This window comes from Vibrio splendidus 12E03, from assembly GCF_000272105.2.
Lineage (GTDB): Bacteria > Pseudomonadota > Gammaproteobacteria > Enterobacterales > Vibrionaceae > Vibrio > Vibrio splendidus_I.
The window spans coordinates 1-18,632 of sequence record NZ_AJZD02000183.1; the positions used below are offsets into that span (position 1 = coordinate 1).

Below are 18,632 nucleotides of genomic sequence, written 5' to 3' on the forward strand. Positions count from 1 at the left end.
ATGCGAGAGATGCGAGAGATGCGAGAGATGTTGGAGTGGTAAAAAATTTAGGCGATAAAAAACGGAGCATTAAGCTCCGCTTCTTATCGTAGTCGATAATTAAAAATTAACGAGCACGGAAGACGATGCGGCCTTTAGAAAGGTCGTATGGAGTCATCTCAACAGTTACTTTATCACCAGTAAGAATACGGATGTAGTTCTTACGCATTTTACCAGAGATGTGTGCTGTCACTACGTGACCGTTTTCAAGCTCAACACGGAACATTGTGTTTGGTAGAGTATCAAGGACAGTGCCTTGCATCTCGATTACGTCTTCTTTAGCCATCTAATCCTCTTTCGAAATTTGGCGGTTTTCAACGGCTTGATTGTGCCGTTAAAATCAAAATATGTAAAGTTGTCGCGTATTCTACCCTTGCCACCGCTGATTTACTAGCCTTTGATGACGTTGAAATCGTACTTTATAGTTCATCGCAGGGCATTCATCGATTTGATAACCCAAATATAACCATTGTTTTTGTTCTTTCTGGGCATGTTGGATCTGAAATAGAACGCCAAGTGTTCCCATCGAAATGTCGATATCAGGATCGAAGAAGGTATAAAATGCGCTTGTACAGTGAGTCATGATGTCGGTTACGGCGATAGCAACCAACTTGTTCTCATCATAGATATGCATGAACTTTGTAGTAAGCCACTCATTTTTAGAGAACTGTAGAAACTCTTCTTTCTTTGGTGGATACATGGTTCCCGAACGGTGACGAGCGGTGATATACCGACTGTATAAATCAAACCAGTTGTCATCCATCTCATCTTTCAGTTCCCAACGCAGTGATTTTCCCTTGTTAAGGATTCGTCGTTGGCTTTTGGAAAGCTTTACCTCAGGAATAGAAAGCCGAATCGCTTGGCATGCTGAGCAATTATCGCAATGTGGCTTATAAATGGTTGCTCCACTGCGGCGAAATCCATTCGCAAGCAGAACTTCATAGTTATCTGAGGTGTGCATGTGTTCATCAAGCGTGACCGCCACTCTCTCTTCGAGGTGAGATAAGTAGCTGCAAGCGTGATTGTCTGTTAATCCAATTCTGATTTGTTGTAAATCTGGATTCATTAAGGCATTTCCTTTAGCCATTGGGTTTTAAAGCATGCATCGTTAACGGAGAATTCTTTGAGTAATTGCAGGGAACCTAGGAATTCATCCCTATCAACCTCGATAGCGCCTAAGGATTCCAAGTGAGGGTTCATGACTTGGCAATCAATCATTTGTCCGCCGAATTGTGTAAAGTGTTCACAAAAGTACCACAGCGCAATTTTAGAGGCATTGCTCTTTAGGCTGAACATCGATTCACCGCAAAAGACTTGGCCTCTTTGTAAGCCATAAAGTCCGCCGATTAGCTCATCATCTTGCCAAACCTCAACCGAGTGGCAGAAACCTAATGAAGCGAGTTTGCGGTAGGCTGACTGCATGTCACTGTTTAGCCAGGTTTCTTCTTCGGGTCTTAGTGAAGAGCAATACCCAATTACTCTGTCCGTCGCTTGGTTGATGCTGACACGGTAATTGTGCTTTCTTTGAAACTTTTTAAGACTTTTTGACGGTTCGAATGTCTTAGGATTAAATACCGCTCGCGGTGCAGGGCTCCACCAAAGTATAGGCTCACCTGGGCCATACCATGGAAATATCCCTTGGCTATAAGCGTTTAAAATTCGCATTGGTGATAAATCACCACCGAAGGCGAGCAGACCGTTGGGTTCATCAAGCGCGTCGAAGGGCGAAGGAAACTCTATACTAGTAGTATCAAGTTCGGTTAGGTATATAGTCATAAGTACCGCATTACAGATTAATCACTGACCAAGAGGTCTTTAGGAGTTTTACCATGAAGAAGTTGCTTTGGATTTTACTTGTTTTGCCTATGTTGGCAAATGCAGCTTACAGCAGAAACGAAGTAGTTTATGGTGAGATCGATACGGTTAGATACATCACTCAACAGGAAATCGTTGAATCGAAAGCGAATGGTTGGGAAACCTTATTAGGTGCGGCGATTGGTGGCTTGATTGGTAATCAGTTTGGCGGCGGCACCGGTAAAGAAGTGGCGACAGCTGTCGGTGCAGTAGCAGGTGCGGGTATTGCTCGTAACCGAGGTAACACACAGTATAAAGTTGAGTACAAACTGGTCGAGTTACTGGTCAAAACCAAAGACGACAAGTTGGTCAACATCATCCAAGATGTCGATAACTCGATGTTGTTCAACCGAGGCGATGATGTACGAATTCTCTATTTTTCAGATGGTGTTCGAGTTGACATCGCGTACTAGTATGTAAATGCAATTGATTGGCTAATTAATCATCGGTTTGAGCGGGATTAGCTCTGGAGTTCGTTGGAAAAGTTCGTTAGTCTGCAAGTACGAAGAATTATTCATCACCCGAAAATAAATACGCGCCAGTGACTTCGGGTGGTACAAGGACTATAAGATTTAATGGAAAGCCTTACGTTACAACCAATTCAAAAAGTGAACGGGGAAGTTAACCTACCTGGTTCAAAAAGCGTTTCCAACCGTGCACTTCTTTTGGCTGCACTTTCTACGGGAACCACTCGCCTAACAAACTTGCTAGACAGCGATGATATTCGTCATATGTTGAATGCATTGACGCAGTTAGGTGTTGATTACCAGTTGTCTGCAGATAAAACCGTTTGTGAAGTGACAGGTGTTGGTGGTGCATTCTCAAGTGACAAAGCCCTAGAGCTTTTCTTAGGTAACGCGGGTACGGCGATGCGTCCACTGGCGGCTGCGCTATGTTTAGGTCGCGGTGAATTCGTTCTTACAGGTGAGCCGCGCATGAAAGAGCGCCCAATTGGCCACCTAGTCACTGCATTACGAGAAGCCGGTGCCAACGTTGAATACTTAGAAAACGAAAACTACCCACCATTGAAGATCACAGGTACTGGCCTTAAAAGCGGGACAGTTTCTATCGATGGTTCTATCTCTAGCCAATTCTTGACGGCATTTTTGATGGCTGCACCGTTAGCTGAAGGTGAAGTAACCATCAAAATTGACGGTGAATTGGTTTCAAAACCTTACATCGATATCACCCTACACATCATGAAACAATTTGGTGTGGACGTGATCAATAATGATTACCAAGAGTTTGTGATCCCGACGGGGCAATCTTACTCAGCACCGGGTGATTTCTTGGTTGAAGGTGATGCATCATCTGCGTCATATTTCCTTGCGGCAGCTGCGATTAAAGGTGGTGAGATTAAGGTCACAGGTATTGGTAAAAACAGTATCCAGGGTGATATCCAATTCGCTGATGCACTTGAGAAAATGGGTGCTGAAATCGAATGGGGTGACGACTATGTTATCTCTCGTTGTGGTGAGCTGAAAGGCATTGATATGGACTATAACCATATTCCAGATGCAGCGATGACTATCGCGACAACTGCATTGTTTGCTAAAGGCACAACGGCAATCCGTAACGTCTACAACTGGCGTGTGAAGGAGACAGACCGTTTGGCTGCGATGGCAACCGAACTACGTAAAGTCGGTGCAGAGGTTGAAGAGGGTGAAGATTACATCATTGTTAACCCTGTTGCTGAATTGACTCACGCGGCGATTGATACTTACGATGACCACCGTATGGCGATGTGTTTCTCGCTGGTTGCTTTGAGTGATACGCCTGTGACGATTAATGACCCAGGCTGTACGTCAAAGACATTCCCGGATTACTTCGACAAGCTGAAAATGCTAAGTTTATAAAGATTCAGGAACAAAAAAAGCTTGCCTAAATGGCAAGCTTTTTAATTACTGCTGAATTGTAAATTCTTTCGAAAGGTGGTGCGCTAGGTATTTAAACATGTTAAATACCGCAGTTGTATTCTCAGTCGGCATTCCATTGCTATCTAAGAAGTATTCACCTTTGAAGACGAGTACATCGTCTTTTTCTACTACGCTGTTTGCGCGCATGCCTTCAATGTAGTCATCATGTGATTGGATAATTTGGTTTGCGATAAGCAGTAAATCAAATTCTGCTATTACTTTCTTTGTCATGAGTTTATCTCTGATAACTGAATATAACGTTGAGTTTATGGTGTCGAACTAGAAATTCAATGATTTCACAACCGATTAAGAGAGTCTTTTCAAACATCCACAATTTATTTTGTGATTTACGGCAAAAATAATTGAATGGGGCTCGCGTTAGATTCGCGGACAAGCTTAGTATGAGCCCGTTTAGACGTAATGCCTGATGAATAGGCTCTTGCAAGTATTCTTAGCGAGTACTTTATAGCTTCTTTATATTGTGACCCTTTTATCTATGAGTCGTCGAATTGTCGAGCGATCAGATCCAATTTTGAAAAAAGCGGTTGATCTTCTAGTAATCTCGCACAATAGTAAAAAAAGAAGCAATGAATTTAGAATATCATGCGTAAAAGCCCACAAGCTAAATTGTTGGTGCTGAAGCATCGTGATTAAGGACGTTAGAGTCAATATGGGTAAATCGCTCGTTATAGTGGAGTCGCCAGCCAAGGCTAAAACTATCAATAAATATCTTGGCAAAGACTTTGTCGTTAAGTCGAGTGTAGGTCACGTACGTGATTTACCGACGGCAGGTCAAAGTACTGGTCAAAAGGCTGCTGCAGTTTCAACCAAAGGTATGAGCCCTGAAGAGAAAGCTCGTATCAAGAAAGAAAAAGATCGCAAAGCTCTTATCAAAAAAATGGGTATCAACCCATATAAAGAGTGGGAAGCGAACTACCAAATCCTACCAGGCAAAGAGAAAGTCGTTGCTGAATTGCAAAAACTGGCTGAGAACGCAGACCATGTTTATCTCGCAACCGATTTGGACCGCGAAGGAGAAGCTATCGCATGGCACCTTCGTGAGATCATCGGTGGCGATGAAACGCGATACAAGCGAGTGGTTTTTAACGAAATCACCAAAAATGCAATTCAACAAGCTTTCGAAACTCCTGGTGAGCTAAACATTGATGGCGTAAACGCACAACAAGCACGACGTTTTATGGACCGTGTTGTTGGCTTTATGGTGTCACCTCTACTTTGGAAAAAAGTAGCACGAGGCCTGTCCGCTGGCCGTGTTCAATCAGTAGCTGTAAAACTATTGGTAGAGCGTGAGCGCGAGATCAATGCCTTTATCCCTGAAGAATTCTGGGATGTGCACGCTGATACCAAAACAGCAGAGAAAACAGACTTTAGATTGCAAGTAGCACAGAAAGACGGTGTTGCGTTTAAACCTGAAAATGAAGCGCAAACACAAGCTGCTGTTAGCGTTTTAGAAAAAGCACAATACGAAGTATGTAAACGTGAAGACCGCCCAACTAAGAGTAAGCCTTCTGCACCTTACATCACGTCGACGCTGCAACAAGCGGCGAGTACGCGTCTTGGTTATGGCGTAAAGAAAACCATGATGCTGGCTCAACGCCTGTATGAAGCGGGTTACATCACTTATATGCGTACTGACTCAACCAACTTGAGTTCAGAAGCGGTAGAAGCGGCTCGTGAATACATTGGTTCTGAATACGGCGCTCAATATCTTCCACCTAAAGCACTTGTATACGGCAGTAAAGAGGGCGCTCAAGAGGCCCACGAAGCGATTCGTCCTTCAAGTGTAGATGTTAAGTCGGAAGACCTAAACGGCGTAGACGCAGACGCACACAAGCTTTATTCACTGATTTGGAATCAATTCGTTGCGTGTCAAATGACACCGGCACAATACGATTCAACGACAGTAAGTGTTAAAGCTGACGAGTACACGTTAAAAGCGAAAGGTCGTATTCTTAAGTTTGATGGTTGGACTCGTGTTCAGCGTCCAATGGGCAAAAACGAAGATACCATTCTTCCTGCAGTGCAGATTGGCGATAAGCTCGATCTAGTTGCGCTAGATCCTAAGCAGCATTTCACCAAGCCACCGGCTCGTTTCACTGAAGCGGCGCTAGTTAAAGAGCTCGAGAAGCGTGGTATTGGTCGTCCTTCAACATACGCATCAATCATCTCGACGATTCAAGATCGTGGTTATGTGAAAGTTGAACAGCGCCGTTTCTATGCTGAGAAGATGGGCGAAATTGTAACTGACCGTTTAGATGGCAGTTTCAATGACCTGATGAACTACGACTTCACCGCTCGTATGGAGCAGAAGTTAGACCAAATCGCAGAAGGCGAAGCAAGCTGGAAAGGCGTGCTAGATAACTTCTTCGAAGACTTTACTGGCGATTTGGAAAAAGCAGATTTAGACGAAGACGCAGGTGGCATGAAGCCAAATCATATCGTTGAAACCGATATTGAGTGTCCGACGTGTGGCCGTAAAATGGGTATTCGTACTGCTTCGACAGGCGTATTCCTAGGTTGTTCTGGTTATGCGCTTCCACCAAAAGAGCGTTGTAAGACAACAATCAACCTTGGTGATGAAGAAGGCATTATCAACGTGCTTGAAGAAGACGTTGAAACTGCAGCACTTCGAGCTAAGAAGCGTTGTCCGATTTGTGAAACGGCGATGGATGCTTATCTAATCGATGATAAGCGTAAGATGCACGTATGTGGTAACAACCCGAACTGTGAAGGTTATGTGGTTGAGTTCGGCGAATTTAAAGTGAAAGGCTACGATGGTCCACTTGTTGAGTGTGACAAGTGTGGTTCTGACATGGTTCTGAAGAACGGTCGTTTTGGTAAATACATGGACTGTACGAGTGAAGATTGTAAGAACACTCGTAAGATTCTGAAAAATGGCGAAGTAGCGCCACCGAAAGAAGACCCGGTGCATTTCCCTGAACTTCCATGTGAAAATTCAGACGCGTACTTTGTTCTTCGTGATGGTGCTTCTGGTCTGTTTATGGCGGCGAGCAATTTCCCTAAATCACGTGAAACACGTGCACCATTAGTGGAAGAGCTGGTTCGTTTTAAAGACCGTATCTCACCTAAGTTCCAATACCTAGCATCAGCGCCAGTTGCTGACCCTGATGGTAAGCCGACAGTGGTTCGTTTTAGTCGTAAGACCAAAGAAAACTACGTGCGTACTGAAGTAGATGGAAAACCGTCCGGTTGGACTGCGTTGTACATCGACGGTAAGTGGGAAGTTACGGATAAGCGTAAAAAGCCTAAAGAGAAGTAACTGAACGTTATTGATGAAAAAGCAGCCTAATGGCTGCTTTTTTTTGATCTCAATATGACTAAATATGCAACTTGTTGATTTGGTGTTTCGTCTGCGAGAATTTATTAAATTCACATCGTAAAATAAATAATGGCAATTAATTAGATCTTCTTATGCAACTTTAACGAGTATGTAACTTAATTAAAATATTGTAACTCACAGATCAGCGTTTAGTTGTATACCTGATGTGTGTTGGGTGTTAATGTAATGTTTCGTCTGGACGGTGTAATGTGAGCTGCTTTAAGTCTTAGGAAAGCAATCAGCTTACGTACCACAGAATGGCGTATTAAAAATTGAATTCGGCCGAAAAGTCGATAACGTATATAAAACCAAGTGCAAAGAATAGTGCACACATAACAACGTTTGGCTTAGGATATTGTCACTGTATGTGAATGGATATTCGCTAAATACCGAAATAAGTGTTGGTGCTCATCCCCCAGAGGAAGATACCTCTACGAGTACTAACATCGACAAGCTATAGATATATGGAGAATAAAATGGCTGGTGTATTGGGAATGATTCTTGCTGGTGGTGAAGGCTCTCGCTTAAGACCTTTAACTGAATCTCGCAGCAAACCCTCGGTTCCTTTCGGTGGTAGTTACCGCTTAATTGATTTCGCTTTGAACAACTTCGTTAATGCTGATCTAATGAAGATCTATGTATTAACACAATTTAAGTCACAGTCACTGTTCCACCATATGAAAAAAGGCTGGAATATCAGTGGTATAACCGACCGTTTTATCGACCCAATTCCTGCGCAAATGCGTAAAGGAAAGCGTTGGTATGAAGGCACAGCAGATGCTATCTACCAAAACATGGGCTTTATGGAGTTGGAAGAACCTGATCAAGTATGTATTTTTGGTTCAGACCATATCTATAAGATGGACATCAAACAGATGCTTGATTTCCATAAAGAGAAGAAAGCGGCTCTAACAGTATCAGCATTGCGCATGCCGCTTGCTGAAGCATCAGAATTCGGTGTTATTGAGGTTGATGCTGACGGCCGTATGATTGGCTTTGAAGAGAAACCTGCAAATCCGAAGTCGATTCCGGGCGATCCAGAATCAGCGCTTGTTTCAATGGGCAACTACGTGTTCGAAGCGAAAGAGCTTTTTGCTGAACTAACGGAAGATGCTGATAGAGAAGGTTCGACACACGATTTCGGCAAAGACATTATTCCAAACATGTTCCCACGTGGTGATGTGTTTGTTTATGATTTCAGCACCAACCGTATTACTGGTGAGAAAGAAGAAGTTTACTGGCGCGATGTAGGTACGATTGACGCGTACTGGCAAGCGCACATGGACCTTCTTAAGAAAGATGCGCCATTCTCGCTATACAACCGTAAATGGCCTCTACATACTTATTACCCGCCACTACCACCAGCTACGTTTACTGATTCGGCAAATGGTCGAATTCAGATCATTGATAGCCTTGTGTGTAGCGGTAGTTATGTACGTGGTTCGCGTATTGAAAAGAGTGTACTGGGCTTCCGCAGCAATATCGCATCAGCGTGTGATATCAGCGAAAGTATCTTACTCGGTGATGTAAAAGTGGGTGAGGGTTGTATCTTGCGCCGCGTTATCATTGATAAAGATGCAGATATCGCACCGGGTACACAGATTGGTGTGAATCTGACAGAAGACAAAAAGCATTACCATGTATCTGACGATGGTGTTGTAGTGATTTCTAAAGGAGCACGAGTTGGTTACTAAGACTCTCTCGGTACTTTTTGTAGCGTCTGAAGTTGAAGGCTTGATTAAAAGTGGTGGCTTGGCTGATGTAGCCAAGGCACTACCGAAAGCGTTGCAAACACTCGAACAGGACGTTCGAGTGACTATCCCCGCATATAGAAATATTCCAAACATTGATTCAGCAGAAGTTATTTTATCGACTGAACTCGATCATTGGCCTCATACGGCTTACCAAGTTAAAAAACTGAGCGTAGAAGGCGTTCCAGTTTTTGGTATTGAATGTGCCAAATATTTCGACCGTCAAGAAATGTACGCAGAAAACAATCAAGCTTATGCTGATAACGGAGAGCGCTTCTCGTTCTTCAGTGCAGCCTGTCTTGATATGCTTCCTAAGCTTGGTTTTCAACCGGATATCATTCATGCAAACGACTGGCATACTGGTTTTGTACCTTTCTTGCTTAAATCGCGTTATCAACAACACGATTTCTTTGAAAATACGCGCAGTGTTATCTCGATTCACAATGCGGTTTTCAAAGGTGTGTTTGCATACGACGAACTGCAATTCCTACCTGAGATGCACAGCTACAATGTGCCGGAAGCTTCAGTGAGTGACACTCATGTCACTATGTTAAGAGCTGGCGTGATGTGTGCGGATAAAGTGAACGCAGTAAGTCCTACCTATGCAGAAGAGTTGAAAACGGAATTAGGTAGCCACGGTATGGCTGCAGAATTCCAACACAGATCGGCTGATCTGTTCGGCATTTTGAATGGGTGTGATTACGGGGCTTGGAACCCGGAAACAGACGCTTTCCTTCCTCGTAAATACAAAGCGACCAAGCATAGTATGGCTCGCGGAAAATCAGCTTGTAAGCAAAAGCTGCAACAAGACGTGGGTTTACCCGTTGCCGATTGCGCGGTTTATGGCATGGTTTGTCGCCTGACGAATCAGAAAGGTGTTCATTACTTACTGCCTATCATCGAACAGTTTTTGAAAAATGACCTTCAGATCGTGATTGTCGGTACTGGCGATCCGGTTTTGGCGAGTCAATTGAAAGAGCTATCAGCACTTCACTCAGATAAGTTCTCGTTCGTAGAAGCGTACAATAATGAACTTGCGCATTTGGTTGAAGCGGGCTCTGATTTCTTCTTGATGCCTTCGGAATTTGAACCGTGTGGTTTAAACCAAATCTACAGCATGGCTTACGGTACTTTGCCGATTGTTCGTTCTGTGGGAGGTTTAAAAGACAGCGTGAATGATTACGATGAGGATCCTGAAGTCGCGACTGGGTTTGCTTTTGAAGAGCCAAAACCGCAAGCGCTATTAGCTGTGTTACATCGTTCATTATTGCTTTATGCACAAAACCCATCTGAAATTAAGCGTGTCCAGCTTTATGCGATGCAGCAAGATTTTAGTTGGGAAGATGCGGCTAAAGAATACCTCACTATGTACCATTCAGCACTTTAACTTGTTGACTTAGCATTAAAATTAGCTAGCGGACAACAACAGCTCGCAATAAATGAAGGCGCTCTAATCGTAGAGTGCCTTTTTTATTTCCTGGTCAGAGCACATCACGTTTACGAAGACAAAGCTTGCAAACTCATTTTAGTCAGGTAGAAAAGGTGGGGTAGGTATTCACATGACTAATGATAGGTTTGACACTATTATCACTTAAAGTTCTTAATAGCGTGATATCCTTAGTCATCGCCTCGTGATGAGGCACAGCTCCATTCCAATAATTAAAGCGATAGGTATGTCTGAGAGTTTACTATTTCATAAAACATTTACTCACCCTACGAGCGATGAGTGGGTTGTATTTGTGCATGGCGCAGGAGGCAGTTCCTCCATCTGGTTCAAGCAGATCAAAGCGTATAAACAGCACTTCAACTTACTTCTCATTGATCTGAGAGGGCATGGTAAATCAGACAATATACTTAAAGGGCTGATTTCGAATCGTTATACGTTTAAATCGGTGACGCTTGATATTCTTAAAGTGTTAGACCATCTTAAAATCCGTTCTGCACATTTCGTCGGCATGTCTTTGGGTACGATTATTGTGCGTAACGTTGCCGAATTAGCGGCCGGTCGTGTACGCTCAATGGTGCTGGGTGGTGCCGTGACTAAACTCAACACTCGTTCTCAAGTCTTAATCAAGCTGGGTAACCTCAGCAAGCACATCATTCCTTATATGTGGTTATACAGCCTTTTTGCTTACGTTGTTATGCCACAAAAAAGCCAGAAAGAGTCTCGTCACCTGTTTATCCGTGAAGCGAAAAAACTGTGTCAAAAAGAGTTTAAACGATGGTTTATATTAACTGCTGATGTAAACCCATTGATGAAATATTTCAAAGACAGAGAGTTGCCGATTCCGACTTTGTATTTGATGGGTGAGCGAGATTACATGTTCATCAAACCAGTTAAAGAAATGGTCGCAGCGCATGAGTCGAGCGAGCTAGTAGAGATTCCGAATTGTGGGCACGTATGTAACGTGGAAAACCCTGAAGAGTTTAATCAGCGTTCGATTGCGTTTATTCAAAAACAAATCCAGTGATTTTCTAAACGCGAAATCAAAGATAATGATTGAATCGAATTGAAATAAAAACGGGAAGCTAATTTTAGCTTCCCGTTTTTATTTGGAGGAGGTATCGGCCTAATTGTCTTATAAGGTCACTGAAACTCTGCTATTCGGGTGAAGCAGCACCGCACTGCCAACAAGAGCCGAATTGCGCTTCGTTGACTTCATGACACTCACCACAACGCCACTCTTCATAGATGATAGAATCTTGCTGTTTTTGGTAGTCATTGACGATTGTGCGAGCTTTACTGGCCAATTCTGGCTCATATAACCACACGTAAGGGTCAGTTTCTTCCGTAAATGGGATTTCCCCTTTCAATCCGAATAACCCTTCACCACGGACTTCACAGGCAATATTCTCGCTTTCTAACAATCCACAGATGATATGAGCTTCTGTCGGATTCGATGCACTGAAGATTTTCATTGAAATAGAACCTTATTCGGCTATCTGTGTTGTTTGGCTATTATAAATTATTCAGCTACGGGTGCTGAGCGAAACTTACCCATCAACCATTTAGCAACTATTGGGAATATCCCCAATAACGCAAATGACAATAGTACTGAAGGGGAGACGATGCCCGAAAGTGAATCAATTTCTGCGAGCTGAGTACCAGCATTCAAGAAAACCGCCGTCCCCGGTAACATCCCGATTTGACTCGTAATGTAGTAACGACTCACTGACATCGGTGTTAGACCCATCAATAGGTTAATAAGGAAAAATGGGAATACAGGGATCAGACGCAGAGAAAATAGGTAAAACGCGCCGTCTTTTTCAACCCCCTTGTTAATCGTCGCCAATTTGTCACCAAACTTGGTTTGAATCCAGTCACGCAATAGGTAACGGCTACTTAAGAAGGCTAAAGTCGCACCGATCGCACTCGCGAAAGATACCAGCAGCAAGCTATTCCAGAAGCCAAATAGCGCGGCGCCTAATAGGGTCACAACAGCGGCACCAGGAATGGAGAAAGCTGTAATCATTACATACGCGACAAAATAGATAGCGGCGGCAGCAATAAAGTTGCTGTCAATATAGTCATTTAACACAGCTTGTTGGGCCTTAGCATTTTCAAGCGTTAAGTATTGGCCGAAATTAATGCCTAACAACACGATGGTTACGACCAACACAATACCTAATATTATTTTCTTACTCATTGATACTTCCTCTAAATTTTCAATGCATACCGATAGTATAGATAGACAGGCAAAGCATAGATTAACTTTCACCAGATATAAAAAAAGCCGCAGTAAATGCGGCTTAGTTATGTATATAGATTGCACTGACAAAGTTAATTGACGCGATTGATAAGCTCTTCGCGACGCTGCTGCGGTATAACAGACCAATGTGTACCATTGATCGCGCCTTCTAGCGCCCAAAGTAATTCAATACTGACAGAAGACGCATGCGATTCTTTGATGGCGTTAAATGCGTTTACAGAGCCAGATTCATATAAACGTTCTACAGAATCGATGCCTGCCTTTTTCAACATACGCTCGGTAGCGAGTCGAAGATTAGGCAGATCTTTGAGTCGGGTCGGCTTAGCAGAAGACTGCTCAGCTTTTTCTTCTTTAGCAAAACCTAGAGACGTGGTTGCAAGCTGCAAGATTTTCTCTTGGTCTTGCCAGAGGCCTTCAGGTAAAGCGAAATATTTAGTAACGACAGGGAAACCACGTTTTTTGTAGACGTACGGTTGAAACCCTTGTTGTTCGAATTGTTTCGTTGTGCCTTTGTCTGCGCGTATGTGCAACTGGTCATTTACAACCAGAGCAAACATAGTGTCATCAGCAAAAAGACCGAAGCCACCAAACATTGAGCGTGATTTTATTTTTCCTAGGGACTCAAATAACTTCATCGAGTCCTTTAGTATCGGTTTATCCATGTTATTTATCTCGGTGTATTTGAACTACGCCACCAAATAAGCAGGTCCGAGAGATTAGCAAAATGTTGCAATTAAATTGTCAATAAGCCGTAAATTACCAAATTATTAGTAGTTACTGCATTTTGCCATCGGTAACCCCGCTACCATACCAACGAGTGGTTTAGGCCGGAAGCTTTGCGTCTCACTCTTTCGAGTGGTTTGCCCTGTGCGTGACTGATTGAATAGAATAAAGTTTTTGTTGAATGAAGCTCACAGTTGATATTTCAAAATGTGATATTGCTTCAATTAATGATCTTTCTGTTGTGCATCTGGGTTCATTATAGTTGCTGATAAAAAAAGCGCACCTAAAGGTGCGCTTGATGAAATTAAACTCGAATTATCAATTAATTTAACGTTTTAACTGTACTTCGTTCAACAATTTCAGGGTGCATTTCGAAGACGCGTTTTTCGTGGTCTTTGTCTTTGATGCGCTCTAATAGAATTTCGAATGCATTCTTACCAACACGACGTTTTGGTTGGTGAACGGTCGTTAGCGGCGGAGAGAAGTATTCAGCCAGTTCGATATTGTCGTAACCGATCACTGAGATATCTTCTGGAATGCGAATGCCTTTTTCTTGCAGGCGGCTCATTAAGCCGAGTGCCATTGTGTCGTTAAAGCAGAATACCGCTGTTGGACGATCTTCCATCTCAACGATTTGTTCTGCAGCAAGAACAGCCGTATCACACTCGAAGTTACCTTCGATGATCATATTTTCATCAGCAGAAATCTTTGCTTCATTCAGTGCGCGCTTGTAACCGGCAATACGTTCAACACATGCTGCTTTGTCTAAGTGGCCACTTAAACATGCAATCTTAGAGTGACCGCGTTCAATAAGGTATTTGGTCGCTAGGTAGCCACCTTCTTCAGAGTTATCGATGATCTTATCAGCCTGAGAGCTCTCTGGGCCCCAGTCCATGATAACTTTAGGGATGTCAGCGTGACGGTCTAACATCTCTCTTAGTTCTTCAGTTAGGTCAGAACACATAACTAAGATGCCATCTACACGTTTCTCTGCAAGCATTCGAATATAGTCACGTTGCTTCTCATAGATACCGCCCGTATTACACAGGATCAAAGTGTAACCTTGACGGTAGCAGTAGCTCTCAACACCATCGATAACTTCAGAGAAGAATAGGTTAGTTGATTGAGTCACTAGCATGCCGATGGTGCGTGTTGTATTACACTTCAAACTACGAGCGACAGCACTTGGTGCATAGTTCAGTTCATCTACGGCTTTGTTTACTTTTTCTTGAGTTGCTTCTGCAACAAAGCGAGTTTTGTTGATTACGTGAGAAACGGTTGTTGTTGATACGCCGGCTAAGCGAGCGACATCTTTTATAGTGGCCATGGTTTTATCCTATTAGAAGCTACTTTCCCAAAGTACGGAATAAAGTAGCCGTTAAGCTACCTAACTAAGAGCTTAAATTTGTAGGGCTCTTTGGGTACTAAAGTGCTAAAAAACAAAAAACCGCTATTGAGCGGCTTGTCTTAACACCGAAATGCTCTGAACTTTAATAAGCATAGCATTTCGTGAATGTTTCATATTTTATCGTTTGCGGTCACAATTTTAGACTGACTAGAAATTACTCGCAATAAAATTCACCCAGAAATCCGGGTGAATTGTCACATTCTACTGAATTTATTTACCTAGTCATCCAATAAGCTATTCACCAGCTAAATATTGAGTGTCTAATTGACAGAATGCGAGTAGCAAAGATGAGACGGAGGCGTAGAAACCGAATTCATCAACGTCATGACATTTCACGTTGAACTTTGGTACCCAAGTCAGCAGTTGTTGTTCGATAAACTGCTGTTGAACGGCAAATGAATTCTCTAGCTCTTCTTCAATATCCGTTTCGTTTGAACGAATGATCAAGTTACCAAGGAAATCGAGTTCGATAGCAATGTGGTCTGCTGGCTCTTTTAGATCTTGGTTCACCACTAAATTGTGCTTAGCCATGATCTCTTCCATATCTTTTGCAGGCTTATCATTCAAAAGGCCAGTTTCACCGATATACATAGAAGCGTAAGGAAGAGCACCGTGTTTATCTGTTTTTAAGAAAAGATCGCAAAAGTCTGCAGACAATTCTAGTTGAGCATCTTCACGTGTTTGTAGGCGGTTAAGCGCATCCACTAGCTTATCAATCGCTGGCTTTAGTGTTTCATTTTCGCCTAGACCAGTTAGGAAAGAACGAATTTCAACAGAGTGGTAGTGATCGAGTTCTTCTTGAGTCAGTTCTTTGGCGAACAAGCTTGATAGCCACCAGTATATTTCTGCTCTTTGCTCGTTGAACGCTTTCGTATCTTTCATTTAAATAATCCTAATATCATCTTTCGTCATACTTAGGGTATGAAGGCTAACTAAACAGTGATACTTATCGAACACAAAGTCACTCGTTAGTAGTAATACCTATATTGAATTGCGATGGACGATAAATAGCAAGGTTTAAGATTGTCTTGTATCAAAAAAAATCCATGTTTCTGGCTTTTATCTTCTGTACCACTAGAATTGTTACTAGTTATGAATAGAATAGTCACTGAAACTATTAAATAAGAAAAGTGGTGTAGATGAGCTATCACGTATTAGTCGTAGAAGATGATGTGGTAACCCGCAGTAAACTGGTTGGATACTTCCAGAACGAGGGTTATACAGTGAGCGAAGCAGAAAGCGGCGCTCAAATGAGAAACGTGTTAGAAGAAAACAACGTTGACCTCATTATGCTGGACATCAACTTACCAGGCGAAGATGGATTGATGCTAACTCGCGAATTACGCAGTCAATCAGACATTGGAATTATTTTAGTTACTGGACGCACGGATAGCATCGACAAGATCGTTGGCCTTGAAATGGGCGCTGACGATTACGTTACTAAACCCTTCGAACTTCGCGAGTTATTAGTTCGAGTTAAAAACCTACTTTGGCGTATCTCTGCTGCTCGTAAAACAGCAGCGGGCGCTGTAGAAGAAACATCAGATGAGTCTGTGGTTCGTTTTGGTGAGTGGACATTTGATATCCCTCGTCGTGCGTTAAGCAAAAACGGCGAACCGGTGAAACTGACCAAAGCAGAATACGAACTGCTAGTGGCGTTGTCTTCTTACCCTAACCAAGTATTAAGCCGCGAACGTATTCTGAATATGATCAGTCACCGAGTGGACGCGCCTAATGACCGTACTATCGACGTGCTGATTCGTCGTATGCGTGCAAAAATGGAGTTCGATCCTAAGAACCCACAAATTTTTGTGACGGTTCACGGTGAAGGTTACATGTTCGCTGGTGATTGATTTCCTTCGGGAGTGATTAATTAACAACGACATTTAAACGTAAAAAGCCGAGACATCATTGATGTCTCGGCTTTTTTATTACTCAGCTTTTACTGTTAACGACCAGAGAATCTACAAATACTTGGCGACTCTGTCTGCTCAGATGAGTTTAAAGATTCAATGGGCTTATTGAGGCTGAGCCGCAGAAACGTCACCGTCATCTTCAATTAAGCTGGAAGCTTCTGGAATAACAGGCTCTTCAACAATGTCATTGCTTGTATCTAGCCAATCACGCAGGCTTTGCCAAACCAATCCCATGGTTTCGTGCCAGTAACGCTCAGTCTGCTCAAGGTAAAGAGCTTTTGGCATGTACTTGTTCCAAGGCTCAACAATACCTTCTTGTGCAAGGTAGTTAGTTGGTGCCGGCAGTGGTTTCATTCCAGCAGCATTGAATTCGTTCAGTGCGCGAGTCATATGGCTCGCTGAAGTCACCAACACCATTCTTTTATTCTTAACGAACGCAGCGGCTTGGCGTGCTTCTTCCCAGGTGTCTTTTGCTGTTTCAAGCAGAATGATGTTTGGCTTTGCTACGCCAAGTGCTAATGCAACTTTAGCCATCATTCTTGCGTTACTGACTTCAGTGCCTGCGCCATAGCCAGACAAAATGAGTTTTGCACCAGGATAAAGACGTAGAATACGAATCCCTTCACTTAAACGCATCAGGCCGGTGCGGCTAAGTTCTGATGTCGGTGGAATTTGGTCGTCTACGACGTGACCACTTCCGAGAACCATCACGTAATCGACGGTTTCATCGACAGGTAAAAATGCGGTGTGTTGCCTTTCCATTGGCATTAAAAGTTGACTAGAAACTGGTTGGAAAGCGATTAGGAAAATACCACATAGGGCTGAAAGGGTGATTAGACAACCCGTCTTCCTTTTGGTAGTAAACATCACTAGGGCTAAACCCAGAAAAGCGAGAATTAACATTGCTGGCAGTGGCATCAATAGCGAAGACACTACTTTTTTCAGCTCAAACATATCCGAATAGTCCGAAAAAACATCACTTAGTAGTAAAAAGAGACATCGCCTCTTTATTCCTGAAATTCCTGTGACAGAATAGCAGGCACGATAGGACATAATAACTCAAGTAGCCGTGACTGAAGACCGTAATTTCGACGATATTGCCCACAAATTTGCAAAAAATATTTACGGCTCTGACAAAGGAGAGATCCGTCAGATCATCGTATGGGAAGATTTAGAACAAGCTTTGAGCAAATTTGAGCAATCAGCTTCGCCATTGCATGTGCTTGATGCAGGAGGTGGTCTTGCACAGATGTCGCAGAAAATCGCCGCACTTGGACATAAGGTTTCTCTGTGCGACCTCTCTTCTGAAATGCTTAAGCTTGCAGAAGAAAGTATCAACGAAGCGGGTTTGTTAGAGCAGTATCGATTTATCCATTCTCCGGTACAAAAAGTTGCAGAACATCTCGACGATAAAGTCGATTTTGTGATGTTTCATGCCGTAATGGAATGGCTAGCAAATCCTAAAGAGGCGCTTGATTTATTATTGGGGCAAGTAAACCCCGGTGGCGTTGCCTCGATAATGTTTTACAACCACCACGGATTAGTCCTGAAAAATGTGATTTGTGGCAACATTCCTCATGTATTGAATGGGATGCCACATCGAAAACGGTTTAAGCTGCAACCACAAAAAGGCTTGAAGCCGGAAGAGGTTTATCAATGGATAGAAGACGCTGGTCTAGAAATCTGTGGTAAATCAGGCATTCGTTCCTTCAGTGACTACATAGGTAATATGGAGTACATGGGCGATTACCAATTTGAAGATGTATTGGAACTGGAAAAACAGCTATGTCGCCAAGAGCCATATCTGTCACTAGGCCGTTATATTCACGTTTGGGCTCAAAAACCTGCGCAATAACAGCGCTGAATGTGGTAAAAGAAGCCACAACATGCGCTCTGCAATCGTAAGAAGCCCGCGTCATAAAGAAATAGGCGTCATATCTAATACATTCGATAT

18 protein-coding genes and 1 riboswitch are annotated in these 18,632 nt (G+C 42.9%); of the genes, 8 read left to right on the forward strand and 10 right to left on the reverse strand.

The features are described 5' to 3' along the window. Positions 1 to 106: 106 nt before the first annotated feature. The 3 genes from infA to aat form a co-directional block, all read right to left on the reverse strand. Positions 107 to 325 (reverse strand): translation initiation factor IF-1, encoded by a 219-nt coding sequence (gene infA / locus A142_RS12610; RefSeq protein ID WP_001040192.1) that lies wholly within the window; start codon positions 323 to 325, stop codon positions 107 to 109. An 81-nt stretch (positions 326 to 406) separates the two neighbouring features. Beyond that, on the reverse strand, positions 407 to 1,105 hold the full coding sequence (locus A142_RS12615) for an arginyltransferase (RefSeq protein WP_029405336.1): 699 nt from the start codon (positions 1,103 to 1,105) through the stop codon (positions 407 to 409). Then, on the reverse strand, positions 1,105 to 1,815 hold the full coding sequence (aat, locus tag A142_RS12620; protein WP_019820980.1) for a leucyl/phenylalanyl-tRNA--protein transferase: 711 nt from the start codon (positions 1,813 to 1,815) through the stop codon (positions 1,105 to 1,107). The genes A142_RS12615 and aat overlap by 1 nt, the downstream gene beginning before the upstream one ends. Positions 1,816 to 1,868: 53 nt before the next feature. Here aat and A142_RS12625 point away from each other — a divergent pair, with 53 nt between their 5' ends. After that, positions 1,869 to 2,306 (forward strand): glycine zipper 2TM domain-containing protein, encoded by a 438-nt coding sequence (locus A142_RS12625; protein ID WP_019820982.1) that lies wholly within the window; start codon positions 1,869 to 1,871, stop codon positions 2,304 to 2,306. 162 nt (positions 2,307 to 2,468) lie between these two features. Then, positions 2,469 to 3,749: a 3-phosphoshikimate 1-carboxyvinyltransferase gene (aroA, locus tag A142_RS12630; RefSeq protein ID WP_019820985.1), complete on the forward strand. Its 1,281-nt coding sequence runs from the start codon at positions 2,469 to 2,471 to the stop codon at positions 3,747 to 3,749. Positions 3,750 to 3,794: 45 nt separating this feature from the next. Here aroA and A142_RS12635 read toward each other — a convergent pair whose 3' ends face one another. Beyond that, positions 3,795 to 4,040: a YciN family protein gene (locus A142_RS12635; protein WP_017062104.1), complete on the reverse strand. Its 246-nt coding sequence runs from the start codon at positions 4,038 to 4,040 to the stop codon at positions 3,795 to 3,797. A gap of 439 nt (positions 4,041 to 4,479) precedes the next feature. Here A142_RS12635 and topA point away from each other — a divergent pair, with 439 nt between their 5' ends. From topA to A142_RS12655, 4 genes are all read left to right on the forward strand, one after another. After that, positions 4,480 to 7,110: a type I DNA topoisomerase gene (gene topA / locus A142_RS12640; RefSeq protein ID WP_019820987.1), complete on the forward strand. Its 2,631-nt coding sequence runs from the start codon at positions 4,480 to 4,482 to the stop codon at positions 7,108 to 7,110. A 524-nt stretch (positions 7,111 to 7,634) separates the two neighbouring features. Next, a complete protein-coding gene (gene glgC / locus A142_RS12645; protein ID WP_080582251.1) occupies positions 7,635 to 8,864 on the forward strand; it encodes a glucose-1-phosphate adenylyltransferase in 1,230 nt (409 codons plus the stop codon). After that, on the forward strand, positions 8,854 to 10,308 hold the full coding sequence (gene glgA / locus A142_RS12650) for a glycogen synthase GlgA (protein ID WP_019820990.1): 1,455 nt from the start codon (positions 8,854 to 8,856) through the stop codon (positions 10,306 to 10,308). The genes glgC and glgA overlap by 11 nt, the downstream gene beginning before the upstream one ends. A gap of 286 nt (positions 10,309 to 10,594) precedes the next feature. Then, on the forward strand, positions 10,595 to 11,392 hold the full coding sequence (locus A142_RS12655) for an alpha/beta fold hydrolase (protein WP_017062100.1): 798 nt from the start codon (positions 10,595 to 10,597) through the stop codon (positions 11,390 to 11,392). 130 nt (positions 11,393 to 11,522) lie between these two features. Here A142_RS12655 and A142_RS12660 read toward each other — a convergent pair whose 3' ends face one another. From A142_RS12660 to torD, 5 genes are all read right to left on the reverse strand, one after another. Beyond that, a complete protein-coding gene (locus A142_RS12660) occupies positions 11,523 to 11,840 on the reverse strand; it encodes a DUF2007 domain-containing protein (RefSeq protein ID WP_017111051.1) in 318 nt (105 codons plus the stop codon). Positions 11,841 to 11,887: 47 nt separating this feature from the next. Beyond that, positions 11,888 to 12,568, reverse strand: coding sequence for a TVP38/TMEM64 family protein (locus A142_RS12665; protein ID WP_029405337.1), 681 nt, complete (start codon positions 12,566 to 12,568; stop codon positions 11,888 to 11,890). Between the two features lie 134 nt (positions 12,569 to 12,702). Continuing rightward, entirely contained in the window at positions 12,703 to 13,293 is a 591-nt protein-coding gene (locus A142_RS12670; protein ID WP_019820997.1) for a TfoX/Sxy family DNA transformation protein, read from the reverse strand. A 127-nt stretch (positions 13,294 to 13,420) separates the two neighbouring features. Next, positions 13,421 to 13,506: riboswitch (cyclic di-GMP riboswitch) on the reverse strand. Positions 13,507 to 13,676: 170 nt separating this feature from the next. Then, on the reverse strand, positions 13,677 to 14,681 hold the full coding sequence (gene purR, locus A142_RS12675) for an HTH-type transcriptional repressor PurR (protein ID WP_017062096.1): 1,005 nt from the start codon (positions 14,679 to 14,681) through the stop codon (positions 13,677 to 13,679). Between the two features lie 315 nt (positions 14,682 to 14,996). Further along, positions 14,997 to 15,644 (reverse strand): molecular chaperone TorD, encoded by a 648-nt coding sequence (gene torD / locus A142_RS12680; protein WP_019820999.1) that lies wholly within the window; start codon positions 15,642 to 15,644, stop codon positions 14,997 to 14,999. A gap of 257 nt (positions 15,645 to 15,901) precedes the next feature. On the opposite strand from torD, the gene torR reads away from it, so the two are divergent. Then, complete coding sequence (gene torR, locus A142_RS12685) at positions 15,902 to 16,615, forward strand: two-component system response regulator TorR (RefSeq protein WP_017067841.1); 714 nt, start codon at positions 15,902 to 15,904, stop codon at positions 16,613 to 16,615. Positions 16,616 to 16,780: 165 nt separating this feature from the next. On the opposite strand, the gene elyC is transcribed toward torR, so the two are convergent. Continuing rightward, on the reverse strand, positions 16,781 to 17,632 hold the full coding sequence (gene elyC, locus A142_RS12690) for an envelope biogenesis factor ElyC (RefSeq protein ID WP_029405338.1): 852 nt from the start codon (positions 17,630 to 17,632) through the stop codon (positions 16,781 to 16,783). Positions 17,633 to 17,747: 115 nt separating this feature from the next. Here elyC and cmoM point away from each other — a divergent pair, with 115 nt between their 5' ends. Then, positions 17,748 to 18,533, forward strand: coding sequence for a tRNA uridine 5-oxyacetic acid(34) methyltransferase CmoM (cmoM, locus tag A142_RS12695; RefSeq protein WP_019821007.1), 786 nt, complete (start codon positions 17,748 to 17,750; stop codon positions 18,531 to 18,533). Positions 18,534 to 18,632: the final 99 nt, after the last annotated feature.

Excerpts from the sequence above, each read along its gene's own strand:
- infA (WP_001040192.1), bottom strand. The coding sequence starts at position 325 with ATGGCTAAAGAAGACGTAATCGAGATGCAAGGCACTGTCCTTGATACT.
- A142_RS12615 (WP_029405336.1), bottom strand. The coding sequence starts at position 1,105 with ATGAATCCAGATTTACAACAAATCAGAATTGGATTAACAGACAATCAC.
- aat (WP_019820980.1), bottom strand. The coding sequence starts at position 1,815 with ATGACTATATACCTAACCGAACTTGATACTACTAGTATAGAGTTTCCT.
- A142_RS12625 (WP_019820982.1), top strand. The coding sequence starts at position 1,869 with ATGAAGAAGTTGCTTTGGATTTTACTTGTTTTGCCTATGTTGGCAAAT.
- aroA (WP_019820985.1), top strand. The coding sequence starts at position 2,469 with ATGGAAAGCCTTACGTTACAACCAATTCAAAAAGTGAACGGGGAAGTT.
- A142_RS12635 (WP_017062104.1), bottom strand. The coding sequence starts at position 4,040 with ATGACAAAGAAAGTAATAGCAGAATTTGATTTACTGCTTATCGCAAAC.
- topA (WP_019820987.1), top strand. The coding sequence starts at position 4,480 with ATGGGTAAATCGCTCGTTATAGTGGAGTCGCCAGCCAAGGCTAAAACT.
- glgC (WP_080582251.1), top strand. The coding sequence starts at position 7,635 with ATGGAGAATAAAATGGCTGGTGTATTGGGAATGATTCTTGCTGGTGGT.
- A142_RS12655 (WP_017062100.1), top strand. The coding sequence starts at position 10,595 with ATGTCTGAGAGTTTACTATTTCATAAAACATTTACTCACCCTACGAGC.
- A142_RS12660 (WP_017111051.1), bottom strand. The coding sequence starts at position 11,840 with ATGAAAATCTTCAGTGCATCGAATCCGACAGAAGCTCATATCATCTGT.
- A142_RS12665 (WP_029405337.1), bottom strand. The coding sequence starts at position 12,568 with ATGAGTAAGAAAATAATATTAGGTATTGTGTTGGTCGTAACCATCGTG.
- A142_RS12670 (WP_019820997.1), bottom strand. The coding sequence starts at position 13,293 with ATGGATAAACCGATACTAAAGGACTCGATGAAGTTATTTGAGTCCCTA.
- purR (WP_017062096.1), bottom strand. The coding sequence starts at position 14,681 with ATGGCCACTATAAAAGATGTCGCTCGCTTAGCCGGCGTATCAACAACA.
- torD (WP_019820999.1), bottom strand. The coding sequence starts at position 15,644 with ATGAAAGATACGAAAGCGTTCAACGAGCAAAGAGCAGAAATATACTGG.
- torR (WP_017067841.1), top strand. The coding sequence starts at position 15,902 with ATGAGCTATCACGTATTAGTCGTAGAAGATGATGTGGTAACCCGCAGT.
- elyC (WP_029405338.1), bottom strand. The coding sequence starts at position 17,632 with ATGTTTGAGCTGAAAAAAGTAGTGTCTTCGCTATTGATGCCACTGCCA.